Raw genomic sequence first — 13,554 nt, forward strand, 5'->3', positions numbered from 1 at the left:
ATCGATTCTTTTTTTATGGTAAAAATACAATCGTGCTTAGCTACACACGTAATATCTTCTGTACAGCATGATGGATATCAGCACTTGACGCATTGACGTTTAATGAAAAAGAAGCATATTGGTCACCACGATTAAAGCCCATCGAACGATCCACTTCAGCTAAACAGTGAAGAACTTGACCATCCAGAACAAATGATAGTTCTATTTCTTTCTTGTTGATGAAACCATTACTTTTAAATTCGATCTCTTGGTAACCACCAGAATGTGACTTAAAGTGCCCTCCATTTAGGAACCCCTGCTCTACATCCGCTTTTACCATACTAAACCCAGCCTGTTCGATTTGGCTGATAATAGCTGCAGCAACTCGCATTGGCTTAACAACTAATAAATCACGATCCGTAGGATCAATAGCAAAATCAATGTCTAATACGGTTTCAACCCAAACATCACAATGGTTATTGTTCACATTAAGCGCTGTAATCGGAGTTTCATCTGGCAACTTAATTGTAAATTTCATTTCCTGAGTCTCCCCAGCTTGAATCACAAATGGATTCACGGCTTGAGTATGAAACAGGGTTAATGTTTGATAGCTAGTTCCATTGTCATTTTCTACTTTGATTTCAGTATTCAGCTTCAAATGGATTGCATCAATTTTTTGCTCAATATCTCCCCCTTGAATATGAACCGTACCTATTAACGTATCACCTTGGAACAATTCAGGGTTTTCTAAAATGGTATCTACCTTTGCGGCACCTATACCTAATGACGCCTTTAATTTTTTAAACATCCTTTTATCCTTTCTATGCACCCTTCTTGGGCTTCTCATTTATATTCTAAAATAGGCTTCTTACTATTACGTTCCTAAAATCTGCATTGGCAGTTGTAATAAAGCATCTCCGCTACTTGCAAAATACCAAATAATACCAACTAACGAACTGACAAGCCCTACATACCAAGCTGATGAAACAATTTGTCCATATTTATCTAAAGGCAACAAATGACTATGATGACGTTGCTTCCACTCAAAGACGATTTCTAAACTCCCCATAATAAGTAGGAAACCAAAAAGAGCGAGGCCTAATTGGTAACTTAATATTATCCCACCAATGGCAGCTAAAGCACACAATGCAATACCAACTTTGCTGTTCATAGAGAAGCTAACACTTTTTAATACGTGTCCACCGTCTAAGGGTAAAATGGGCAGTAAATTAAAGAGATTTAAGAATGCATTAAATACAGCAAGACCCGCAAAGAACATCTCTCCTGTTATCCAATACACGACAATTAAAATCAGCGACAGTATCAAACCAAAAAATGGTCCCATAATCGAAATAACAACATCTTGCCAACGTGTATTTATTTTCTCATCGCTGAGTGCTAATCCCCCTAAAAATGGGATCAAATAAATCCCTTTCGTCTTCATTCCAAAGTATTTCATAGCACGAATATGACCGTATTCATGAAACACTAGGCAAGCTATCAGTGATAATGCAAATTCAATAGAAAATAACCATGAGTAAGCTGCAATACTGGCTGACGCTAATACAACTTTAACCAGTTTAACGCTTTTTAATGCTTTCATGCCTAATGACACAAGCCCGATCAAACTAAACCGGCGCTCTGCTTTTATTGGCTCATGTGGTACTTGTTGCTCAATGTCTTTTGTATTACGAGAGCCTTCTGCGATCAACTGGTCATCAACGCTTGCACGATACTCGATCAAAAATGGTTGCCAAGTGACTTTCGCTTCTAAACGACACGTTACTATCGTCTCACCTTGATTCAATTTAAATTCGTGTATAAATAGATCTTGATGATCCGCGGATGCCGCCTGTTGAGCAACTAATGTATTACTCCAAAACACTTGCTGCCAGCCAGCCATTGAGCCTTCTAAACGCAATGGCTGTCCAAGAAAATCAATGGATAACAGTTCCATTATTTATCCTATATAAGTAATTGTTAAACTAAATGGTAAGAAACTACGTAAAGTTGACCTTTGTTTGGGTAAATCTCTTCGATAATTTGTTTTAACTCATCTAATGTCATATTTTCTTGATCGGCATGATATTGGTTTAATTCATCAAACGTAATGGGCGTAACGCTATCAATTGCTAAACGACAAAAATAACGATTGTCTTCATACGTGCTGACTGAAACCTCAGAACCTACCGCATAATCTTTTTCTGATTCATCTCGAATCGTAATTACTTTTTTGCCCGACATAATATCTGATTCAAAACGCTCAAAAAAAGTCATCGTTGTTGGTATGTTTGTCATTTAATTTTACCTAAAATTTATTTAATATTTCACAAAACCAAGCGACTTTATCAGCCGCTTGATACTCGAATTTATTGTGAATCACTGAATTTATGCGAAGCAGTAATTTGCCCAGTGAGCCAAGCCCGCTGTCACTGAACCAAAGTAATTACCACCTACAATTTCAATATTTGGTAATTGTTTCTGCAATGCTGCTTGTAAAATTGGTGAACGAGCAGAACCACCAGTAACATAAATAATATCAGGCGTTTTACCCGCTTGTTGAATGGCTTCTTTAACAAGTCTATTGATGTTCTCTTGCGGTTTCGCAATTGCCTCAGTAAGACTTTGTTGATCAATAGATAATGATAAGCCTTCATCAAGATAGCTGAGATCAACCGAATGCTCTAAATGCTCTGATAGCGCAATTTTTGTTTGTTCAGCGTCACGAAGTAATTTATAGCTTAATTTTTCATCGTACAGTTTAATCAATCGAGCTAGTTTTTCTGGCTCTTGTGTCTCATTCATCATTTGCAATAAATGTTTACGGTTAGCAAAACCAAAGAAATCCAATTGTGCCACAATATTATTAATAGCAATTGGATTCCAAAATTGAGTCATTGGTAACTCTAAGCCTTTATGAGTTCGACTTTGAGATCCCAGCATTGGCATAAATTTACGGTGTGCTAAATGAATATCTAAATCATTACCACCAATACGAGACCCACTGTGAGCTAAGATCCCTTTTGTGCGGTCATGATTACCTTTCCAAGATGGTCCCATCTCGATCATCGAGCAATCAGTCGTACCACCGCCAATATCAACAATAAGAACCGTTTTTTCTTCAGTTAATGTTTGCTCATAGTCTAGACCCGCGGCCACTGGTTCAAATTGAAATTCAATATTTTTAAAACCAACACGCATCGCTGCACGTGACAAAATAGAGATGGCTTGGCTGTTTGCCTCATCACTTTCTGCCCCTTGGAAGTTAACAGGACGCCCAATAACGGTAGATGTAATATCAGCCTGTAATTCTTGCTCTGCATTATTTTTGATGTTTTTCATCATGGCAGTTACAAGATCTTCAAACAAGCTAACTTGTACATCACGTAAACCAGAAACACCTAAGAAAGATTTAGGTGACTTTACGTAATATACGTCTTCTGGATCATCAATATAAACATTTAAAGCCGCTTGACCAAACGTCAGAGATCCTGCATCAACATCAATATCCTCTTCACGGTTATAAGCAATGGCCGTATGAAGTAAACGTTCATTAATATTCGTACTTGGTTGAACACCCCAAATACGAAATAGATATTCAGAAACCGCTTCTCGAGTAGGTGCGCATAACGCGGAAGGTATAAAAGTACTATCCCCTTCTAGTTTAAGCAGTTTAGCTTGATTATTTTGAATGGTTGCCACTGAGCAATTTGCCGTTCCGTAGTCAAATCCAATAAACATTGTTGTACACCTAGCATCGAATAAAAGGGAGCTGATTTTACTCGCTTGCTACCCATTTGCCAATCAAAATGAAAAAGATGCTGCAATTCCGACATGATCTTGGTTAATAACGGGGGTAATCATGACCTTATTTGAATCTATATATGCATCTGTCACTAAATATTGAATGGTTGTTGCTAAAACTGCACCCGCAATCACATCACGCCAATAATGGTGATCATTCTCAACTCGCGAATAACCAACTAATCCTGCACTAATATAAGCAGGTAAACCATACTTCCAGCCATAACGAAATTGTAAATAAGATGCCCCCTGAAAAGCCGATGATGAATGACCTGATGGAAAACTTAAATCATCTTCTCCATTCGGCCTTTCTTCTCTTACTGTATACTTAAGAGCTTGAGTGGCAGCGAGTGTATATGCAGCTCCTTTTGCAAACATCCAAAACCCATCGTAATCTTCTTTAAATAAGGCAACCGAACCAGCAACAACAGGAATACCTACCGCACCTATGTTTGCGGCTATATCGCCTGGCTGATCCTCAGAAGCTTCTGCGTCATGACTAAAAAGAATAATACTTGAAAAAATAGCACCGCTAATAAGCCCTACTTTGACGAACGATTTCATTTGTGACCTTTACTACAAAATGTTGGAAGTACGCAATTATACCCGACGATATGTAAACTCTTCGTCACCTTTCTAGGTGTTTTAGCTCAAAAATAGGTTTATTCTTTTATTTCTATCCTTTTTTTACTATCTTGACTGGATAGACCATTAAAGGATTAGAGATTAGGTATACTAGCGTGGTTATTTCATTAGCTAGGTTTTACCAAATATATTATGCAGTTAAATCAATATTTTTCGGAAACAGATAATTCATTTGAATTTACACGCCAACAAGCAAGTGATTTTGCGAAAAAAGTGGCAGGTGATTTCAACCCTATTCATGACGTAATCTCAAAGCGTTTCTGTGTTCCTGGTGATTTACTGTTTGCTGTTTTACTTTCAAAAACAGGCATCAGTAATAAAATGCATTTTAATTTTGCTGGTATGGTATCGGACAGTACGTCACTTCATATCAATCATGCAGAACAAGGTGAATACTCTTTATCTGATCAAAACAATAAAGAATATTTACACGTTAGCCGCAGTGGTGATAAAAATATCGATCCTGAATTCATTGAAAACGTTGTAAAACAATATGTTCAATTCTCAGGCATGAACTTCCCACATATAATGGTCCCTCTAATGGAAGAGAAGCAGTTAATGATCAACTGCCAACGTCCATTAGTGATTTATGAAAGTATGGACATCGAGTTTACTCGCCTTGATATTGTTAAACCTAGCGTTGAATTTACGGGTGCAACAATGGATATAGAAGGAAAACGAGGACTTGTTAAGTTAAACTTCAAATTCACTGAAAACGGTGAAGAAGTCGGTCATGGTACTAAACGCATGATTGCTACCGGTTTAAAAACATACGATCAAGAAGCTATTGATGATCTCGTTGAACGCTTTACTGCTTTAAAAACGGCATATAACAACTAAAGTTTATAAGTCCCTCAAACATCCTATAAAAAGAGCGCTTTTGTGCTCTTTTTATTTGCCATAAGGCAAGGTAAATCACAAAACGTCCTATTGTTTTACGACCAATATCATACCATACTTATTCATAACTATAATGAATGTGAAGGCCATGACTTTCACGACACTTTAAAAGTTGGCGATGATGAAAACAGTAATAAAACCTGAAGAGCAGGAAAAATTTGGACGATCTGAATTAGATTCTCGGTCAGAAAAATCAACCTCCTTCCCTATAAACAGTCACTATACTTGTTGTGAGTGTTATGCAGCATGGTTCGGACAACCTATTTGTATCGCATGTGGCAAAGAAAAATTTGTCATCACAACCGATCTCTATTCTGAACAGCGTAAATTTGATATTTGCTAAAACTACTTCAAATTTGTCAAATTACAGAGACAAAAAAGCCCGCTTAAAAATAAGCGGGCTTTTTAATACGCTAAGAAAAATTACTCTTCTGTCGTATCTTCATCTGATTCAGCGTCAGGAGTTTCAGTTGCTTCAGTAATTACTGTCGCCTCTTCTTCACCTTCTACTACATCACCTTCAAGAATTTCAAGCTCTTCTGGTTCATCAATGCGTTGTAGACCAACTACATTTTCATCTTCAGCAGTACGGATCAGTGTAACACCTTGGGTATTACGACCCACTTGGCTTACTTCCGATACGCGTGTACGAACTAACGTACCTGCATCCGTGATCATCATGAACTCATCACCATCTTCAGCTTGAACCGCACCGACAACACTGCCGTTACGATCAGAAACCTTGATAGAAACAACACCTTGTGTTGCACGGCTCTTCGTTGGGTATTCAGAAATCTTAGTACGTTTACCGTACCCATTTTCTGTCACCGTTAGAATGTCGCCTTCATTAGAAGGAACAATCAATGAAACAACCTGATCTTCACCAGTCAGTTTCATACCACGAACACCTGAAGCAGTACGACCCATTCCACGAACATGTTCTTCGCTGAAACGAACGACTTTACCTGCTTTAGAGAACAGCATGATTTCATTTGAACCCGTCGTAATATCGACGCCGATTAATGAATCATCTTCACGTAGATTAACTGCAATCAGGCCGTTTGCACGAACTTTAGCAAATTGATCCAGAGATGTTTTCTTAACCGTACCATCACCTGTTGCCATGAAGATGAACTTATCTTCAGAATATTCAGATACTGGTAGAATCGCTGTAATACGCTCACCTTCCTCTAGAGGAAGAATGTTCACGATAGGCTTACCACGAGCGGTGCGGCTTGCTTGAGGAAGTTGGAATACTTTCAAGCTGTATGCTTTACCACGTGTAGAGAAGCAAAGGATATTATCATGAGTGTTAGCAACAAGTAGACGCTCGATATAATCGGTGTCCTTCATCTTAGTTGCACTCTTACCTTTACCACCACGACGTTGCGCTTCGTAATCACCTAGAATTTGGTACTTAACATAACCTTCACGAGAAAGTGTTACTACAACATCTTCTTGTGTGATTAAGTCTTCGATATCGATATCGTGAATAGCAGCACCAATTTCAGTGCGACGCTCATCACCATAAGTATCACGAACCGTAATTAATTCATCACGAATGATTTCCATTAGACGTTCAGTGCTTGCAAGGATATGCATTAGCTCTGCGATTTCATCTAATAGTGCTTTGTATTCATCTAGAATTTTTTCATGTTCTAAACCAGTTAAACGGTGTAGACGTAATTCTAGAATTGCTTGAGCTTGTTGTTCCGTTAAGAAGTATTGACCTTCACGAATACCAAACTCTGGCTCTAACCAATCAGGACGAGCAGCATCTGTACCAGCACGCTCTAGCATGTCGGCAACATTACCAAGATCCCAACCGCGAGCGACTAGGCCTTGTTTTGCTTCTGCTGGTGATGGCGCATTTTTGATTAGATCAATGATCTCATCAATGTTTGCTAATGCCAGCGCCAAACCTTCAAGGATATGAGCACGATCACGCGCTTTGCGTAATTCAAAAATTGTACGGCGAGTTACCACTTCACGACGGTGATCAACAAAACACTTCAACATTTCTTTTAAGTTGAACAGTTTTGGTTGGCCATTATCAAGTGCCACCATGTTTACGCCGAATGTAGTTTGAAGCTGAGTTAATGAGAATAAGTTATTAAGAACCACCTCACCCACTGCATCACGCTTACATTCGATAACAATACGCATACCATCTTTATCAGATTCGTCACGCAGTGCTGAAATACCTTCGACTTTCTTATCTTTAACAAGCTCAGCGATCTTTTCGATCACACGTGCTTTGTTAACTTGATAAGGGATCTCAGTAACAATAATGGTTTCTTTACCATTTTTGTCCGCTTCGATATTTGCTTTAGAACGCATGTAAACTTTACCGCGGCCTGTTTTATATGCATCAACGATGCCTTTACGACCACTGATTAATGCAGCTGTCGGAAAGTCAGGACCTGGAATGTAGTTTATTAGTTCATCGATAGTAATATCTTCATTCTCGATGAATGCTAAACAACCATTAACCACTTCAGTTAAGTTATGAGGAGGTATATTAGTTGCCATACCAACTGCGATACCTGATGAACCATTAACTAATAAGTTAGGCACACGAGTAGGTAATACCGCAGGGATCTGTTCTGTACCATCATAGTTAGGAACGTAATCGACGGTTTCTTTGTCTAAATCGGCCAACAATTCGTGGGCAATTTTCGACATACGAACTTCGGTATAACGCATTGCCGCAGCAGAGTCACCATCGATAGAACCAAAGTTACCTTGGCCATCAACAAGCATATAGCGTAGTGAGAACGGCTGCGCCATACGTACTATCGTGTCGTATACAGCACTATCACCATGTGGGTGATACTTACCAATTACGTCGCCGACTACACGGGCAGATTTTTTATATGGTTTATTCCAATCATTACCTAATACATCCATCGCAAATAAAACACGGCGGTGTACAGGTTTTAGACCATCACGCACATCTGGAAGAGCACGACCAACGATTACTGACATCGCGTAGTCTAGGTATGAACCTCGAAGCTCATCTTCAATATTTACGGGCGTGATCCCTTTAGCAAGATCGCTCATAGAGCCAATATCCCTCAATTAGTTCTGTCGTATCAATATCAATTACTTTACCAATCATACTATCTATAAAGATAAAGTAATTGATACTGATAAACGTGCAAGATTGCAAAATATAGCACATAACGCTTCTATTTCGCATCGTTTTAATTCGCAAAATCACTCTTAAGCTTAAGAATCCTACGAAATCGGGAGCAAGTCACAAATCAAGCCATCATATTCTTGAAAAACCTAAACAAATTGATGAAAAAAGCATCATTTTAAAGGCTCTCTTTCTTATTTTTTTTGTATATAATGAAGGGAAGATAAAAAAGGAATGTGAATTATGACTCAGCAGTTAAATGTCGATCCAGCAGAAATCAAAAAATTTGAAGATATGGCCTCCCGTTGGTGGGATTTTGAAGGTGAATTTAAACCTCTACATCAAATCAATCCATTACGCCTTAATTATGTGTTGACCAACGCCAATGGTCTATTTGGTAAAAAAGTATTAGATGTTGGTTGTGGCGGCGGTATTTTAGCTGAGAGTATGGCGAAGCAAGGTGCAGAAGTTATTGGGTTGGACATGGGGAAAGAGCCTCTAACTGTCGCTCGTCTTCATGCATTAGAAACGGGTACTACGTTAGAATACATTCAATCTACTGCCGAGCAGCACGCAGAAGAATACCCTGAAACATACGATGTAATAACCTGCATGGAAATGCTAGAGCATGTACCAGACCCTTTATCTGTGATTCGTGCTTGCGCTAAAATGGTAAAACCGGGTGGGCATGTATTCTTCTCCACCTTAAACCGCAATATCAAATCCTATCTATTTGCTATTGTTGGCGCAGAACACGTTCTTAAATTGGTCCCAAAAGGCACTCATGATCACGATAAGTTCATCCGCCCTTCTGAATTATTAAAAATGCTCGATCAAACGGCATTACAAGAGCGTGGGATCACTGGCCTTCATTACAATCCATTAACAGACGCTTATTCATTAGGCACAAATGTTGATGTTAATTACATCATTCACACAACACTGTAAAATTCAGGCTCTTTATTTATTATTAATGTAAATAAAGAGCTTTTTCTTTCTACGCCGCTCCTATCATTTTATCCCCTACTCTTTTTCTCACAACATCACATTTTAGAACAACAAATCAGCAATTTTTTTCGATAAACAGAGATCCATCAAAACCACAAAAATCAAGAGAAATATTTTTTTAGCTGCTTACTTCTCAACCATTATTAAATCCACCATTTCTGATAGCTTGATATAGCTAATCTGACTCGGTTAGTAGTTACTTACTGTTTTTTTTTATTAAGAGGTTATTCACAAGATTGTCTCATTTCCTGACTTGATCCTTTTGCAAATAATCACTATCTTGTATCCAACTAATGATTAGCCCCTATATGTAGTGTTTACTCTGAGTTTCACTAAAATAGAGACTGATCACAAAACAACAACGAAAATTACAAAAATTACATATTTCGTTGTTTATTCTTCATTCTAAGGAAAAGTAGACAAATGACCCAACAGCTTACCGTTACTAAGCGAAATGGCACCACAGAAAAGATCAATTTAGAAAAGATCCATAAAGTGATCACCTGGGCTGCTGAAAATCTGGATAATGTTTCTGTTTCACAAGTTGAAATGAAATCCCACATCCAGTTTTATGAAGGCATGAAGACGTCTGATATTCATGAAACCATCATCAAAGCAGCGGCCGATCTTATCTCTGAAGAAACGCCAGATTACCAATACCTCGCTGCTCGTTTGTCTGTTTTCCATCTTCGTAAAAAAGCGTATGGCCAATTTGAGCCACCAACGCTATTTAAGCACGTCAATAACCTGATCGAATTAGGTAAATACGACAAGCACATTACAGAAGATTACACAGAAGCCGAATTCGACTTGATGGATCAAATGATCGATCACAGCCGTGATATGGATTTCTCTTACGCTGCTGTTAAACAACTAGAAGGGAAATACTTCGTACAAAACCGCGTAACGGGCGCGATCTACGAAAGTGCTCAATTCCTTTATATTTTAGTTGCGGCGTGCTTATTTGCTAAATACCCAAAAGATACTCGTCTGGATTACATTCAACGTTTCTACGACGCAACCTCTAAATTTAAAATATCGTTACCAACACCGATTATGTCTGGTGTTCGTACGCCAACACGTCAATTTAGTTCATGCGTTCTAATTGAATGTGATGATAGCCTTGATTCAATCAATGCCACGGCAGGCTCTATTGTACGTTACGTATCACAACGTGCAGGTATTGGCATCAACGCCGGTCGTATTCGTGCGCTTGGCTCTGAAATTCGTGACGGTGAAGCATTCCATACAGGTTGTATCCCATTCTATAAATACTTCCAAACAGCGGTAAAATGTTGTTCTCAAGGTGGTGTTCGTGGCGGCGCTGCAACCTTGTTCTACCCTATTTGGCACCGCGAAGTAGAATCACTATTGGTTCTTAAAAATAACCGTGGCGTTGAAGAAAACCGTGTTCGTCATATGGATTACGGCGTTCAAATTAACAAACTTATGTATACTCGCCTAATTAAAGGGGAACACATCAGCTTATTTTCACCTTCTGATGTTCCTGGCATGTACGAGGCTTTCTTTGCTGACCAAGTAGAGTTCGAGCGCCTGTATCTTAAATACGAGCAAGATACATCAATTAAGCGTGAAACAATTAAAGCGATTGAGCTGTTCTCGTTACTAATGCAAGAACGTGCTTCAACAGGCCGTATCTACATTCAAAACGTGGATCACTGTAATACACACAGCCCATTCGACCCAAGTGTTGCTCCAATTCGCCAATCTAACTTATGTTTAGAAATTGCTCTACCAACTAAGCCACTAACACACGTTAATGACGAAGAAGGTGAAATTGCATTATGTACTCTGTCTGCATTTAACTTAGGTGCGATAGAGAAATTAGAAGAGCTTGAAGAATTAGCTGAATTAGCGGTACGTGCACTTGATGCACTTCTTGATTACCAAGACTACCCATTACCAGCAGCTTACAAATCAACAATGAACCGTCGTACGTTAGGTGTAGGGGTTATTAACTACGCTTATTACCTAGCAAAAAATGGCGTTAAGTACTCTGATGGCAGTGCAAACGGATTAACGCATAAAACGTTTGAAGCAATTCAATTCTATCTTCTAAAAGCATCTGTAAATTTAGCGAAAGAACAAGGCGCTTGCCCTGCTTTCAATGAAACTACCTATGCTCAAGGTATCTTACCTATCGATTCTTACAAAAAAGACATCGATAATATATGTAGTGAAGAATTGCATTTAGATTGGGAAGAATTACGTTCAGACATTAAAACTCACGGTTTACGCAACTCAACGTTATCTGCATTGATGCCGTCTGAAACTTCTTCACAAATCTCAAATGCAACGAATGGCATTGAACCACCACGTGGTTTTGTATCAATCAAAGCATCAAAAGATGGTATTTTGAAACAAGTTGTTCCTGATTATTTGAACTTAAAAGATAATTATGAGCTGCTTTGGAACATCGGTTCTAACGATGGCTACTTGCAATTAGTCGGTATCATGCAGAAATTTGTCGACCAAGCAATTTCAGCGAATACAAACTATGATCCAAACAGTCAGCCAAATGGCAAAGTACCAATGAAACTATTGCTTAAAGACTTGTTAACGGCTTATAAGCTAGGTCTAAAAACATTGTACTACCATAACACCCGTGATGGCGCGAGCGATTCACAAGGCGATTTAGCTCAAGATGATGATTGTGAAGGCGGCGGCTGTAAAATATAAATAGCCCCTTCAATATTTAGCCCGCTTTCATTGCGGGCTTATTCATTTTTTAATCATTCATATCAACGCCCATAAATACGAATCTATGTATTGATAGGCATTGCTATTATAATAGTAAGACACAGAAAGCCCTTGCATTCTTTTGGCTTTCATAAGATTGAGGTTTACATGGCGTACAGTACTTTTCGACAAGAAAAAAACGATCAATTAAAAGAACCAATGTTTTTGGGTAATTCTGTAAACGTTGCTCGATATGATCAACAAAAATTTCAAGTATTTGAAAAACTGATCGAAAAGCAACTTTCCTTTTTCTGGCGTCCTGAAGAAGTTGATGTTTCTGGTGATCGCATTGATTACAATAATTTACCGGAGCATGAACAGCATATATTCATCAGTAACCTTAAATACCAAACACTGCTTGATTCAATTCAAGGTCGTAGCCCTAATGTTGCCCTACTTCCTTTAGTTTCTCTTCCTGAACTAGAAACATGGATCGAAACATGGTCTTTTTCTGAAACGATTCACTCACGTTCATACACGCATATTGTTCGTAATATAGTGAATGACCCAGCCATTATCTTTGATGATATTGTTGAAAATGAAGAAATCCTAAAGCGCGCAAAAGACATTGCTCATTATTACGATAACCTGATTCAAGCCACTAACGATTACCACCGCTTTGGCGAAGGCACTCATACTGTCAACGGTGAAGAAATTATCGTTTCAAAACGTGAATTAAAGAAAACGTTGTATCTTTGCTTGATGTCGGTAAATGCACTCGAAGCCATTCGTTTCTACGTAAGTTTTGCTTGTTCTTTTGCTTTTGCAGAACGCAAATTAATGGAAGGAAATGCAAAAATAATCAAACTGATTGCTCGTGATGAAGCCCTTCATCTAACCAGTACTCAGCATATGGTAAATCTACTTCGTACCGGTCAAGATGATCCTGAATTTGTAGAAATCGCGGCAGAATGTGAACAAGACTGTTTCGACTTATTTAAAGCCGCAGCAGAGCAAGAAAAAGAATGGGCTAATTACCTATTTAAAGACGGCTCTATGATTGGTTTAAACAAGGATATTCTATGCCAATACGTAGAATATATTACGAATTTACGTATGAAGGCTGTTGGACTATCAGGCGCTTATGATGGTGCAACTCAAAACCCTATCCCTTGGATTAACTCATGGTTAAGCTCTGATAATGTACAGGTTGCGCCACAAGAAACAGAAATCAGTTCATACCTTGTTGGACAAATTGATAATGACGTGAGTGCCGACGATTTAGGGGATTTCGAACTCTAATTTGAAATCTTTCATCTGCATATTAGCCGAGTTAATTAACTCGGCTTTTTTGTATCTTATTTACAACAATGACA

10 protein-coding genes are annotated in these 13,554 nt (G+C 38.5%); 4 read left to right on the forward strand and 6 right to left on the reverse strand.

Annotation, left to right across the window (positions count from 1 at the left end; genetic code table 11):
- Positions 1–40: 40 nt before the first annotated feature.
- The 5 genes from AACV33_RS01535 to AACV33_RS01555 all read right to left on the reverse strand — a co-directional run bounded on the left by AACV33_RS01535 (position 41) and on the right by AACV33_RS01555 (position 4,347).
- Positions 41–787, reverse strand: a complete 747-nt coding sequence (locus AACV33_RS01535; RefSeq protein ID WP_023603152.1) for a sporulation protein — start codon at positions 785–787, stop codon at positions 41–43.
- A gap of 66 nt (positions 788–853) precedes the next feature.
- Complete coding sequence (locus tag AACV33_RS01540; protein ID WP_017020458.1) at positions 854–1,936, reverse strand: site-2 protease family protein; 1,083 nt, start codon at positions 1,934–1,936, stop codon at positions 854–856.
- Between the two features lie 23 nt (positions 1,937–1,959).
- A complete protein-coding gene (gene yqfB / locus AACV33_RS01545; RefSeq protein ID WP_017020459.1) occupies positions 1,960–2,277 on the reverse strand; it encodes a N(4)-acetylcytidine aminohydrolase in 318 nt (105 codons plus the stop codon).
- A 90-nt stretch (positions 2,278–2,367) separates the two neighbouring features.
- Positions 2,368–3,720 (reverse strand): molecular chaperone, encoded by a 1,353-nt coding sequence (gene yegD, locus AACV33_RS01550; protein WP_023603151.1) that lies wholly within the window; start codon positions 3,718–3,720, stop codon positions 2,368–2,370.
- Between the two features lie 63 nt (positions 3,721–3,783).
- A complete protein-coding gene (locus tag AACV33_RS01555) occupies positions 3,784–4,347 on the reverse strand; it encodes a phosphatase PAP2 family protein (RefSeq protein ID WP_023603150.1) in 564 nt (187 codons plus the stop codon).
- A gap of 213 nt (positions 4,348–4,560) precedes the next feature.
- Here AACV33_RS01555 and AACV33_RS01560 point away from each other — a divergent pair, with 213 nt between their 5' ends.
- Positions 4,561–5,268, forward strand: coding sequence for a DUF3581 domain-containing protein (locus tag AACV33_RS01560; protein ID WP_017020462.1), 708 nt, complete (start codon positions 4,561–4,563; stop codon positions 5,266–5,268).
- A 483-nt stretch (positions 5,269–5,751) separates the two neighbouring features.
- Here the strand turns inward: AACV33_RS01560 and gyrA are convergent, their stop codons facing one another.
- Positions 5,752–8,391: a DNA topoisomerase (ATP-hydrolyzing) subunit A gene (gene gyrA / locus AACV33_RS01565; protein ID WP_023603148.1), complete on the reverse strand. Its 2,640-nt coding sequence runs from the start codon at positions 8,389–8,391 to the stop codon at positions 5,752–5,754.
- Positions 8,392–8,713: 322 nt separating this feature from the next.
- Between gyrA and ubiG the strand changes: the two genes are divergently transcribed.
- From ubiG to nrdB, 3 genes are all read left to right on the forward strand, one after another.
- Positions 8,714–9,418, forward strand: a complete 705-nt coding sequence (gene ubiG, locus AACV33_RS01570) for a bifunctional 2-polyprenyl-6-hydroxyphenol methylase/3-demethylubiquinol 3-O-methyltransferase UbiG (RefSeq protein WP_017020465.1) — start codon at positions 8,714–8,716, stop codon at positions 9,416–9,418.
- Between the two features lie 483 nt (positions 9,419–9,901).
- Positions 9,902–12,178, forward strand: coding sequence for a class 1a ribonucleoside-diphosphate reductase subunit alpha (gene nrdA, locus AACV33_RS01575; RefSeq protein ID WP_182699749.1), 2,277 nt, complete (start codon positions 9,902–9,904; stop codon positions 12,176–12,178).
- Positions 12,179–12,346: 168 nt separating this feature from the next.
- Positions 12,347–13,480 carry a class Ia ribonucleoside-diphosphate reductase subunit beta gene (gene nrdB, locus AACV33_RS01580; RefSeq protein ID WP_012550364.1) on the forward strand — a complete coding sequence of 378 codons (1,134 nt, stop codon included), beginning with the start codon at positions 12,347–12,349 and terminating at the stop codon, positions 13,478–13,480.
- Positions 13,481–13,554 lie beyond the last annotated feature (74 nt).

The sequence above is a fragment of the Aliivibrio sp. SR45-2 genome (genome assembly GCF_963890165.1).
GTDB lineage: Bacteria > Pseudomonadota > Gammaproteobacteria > Enterobacterales > Vibrionaceae > Aliivibrio > Aliivibrio salmonicida.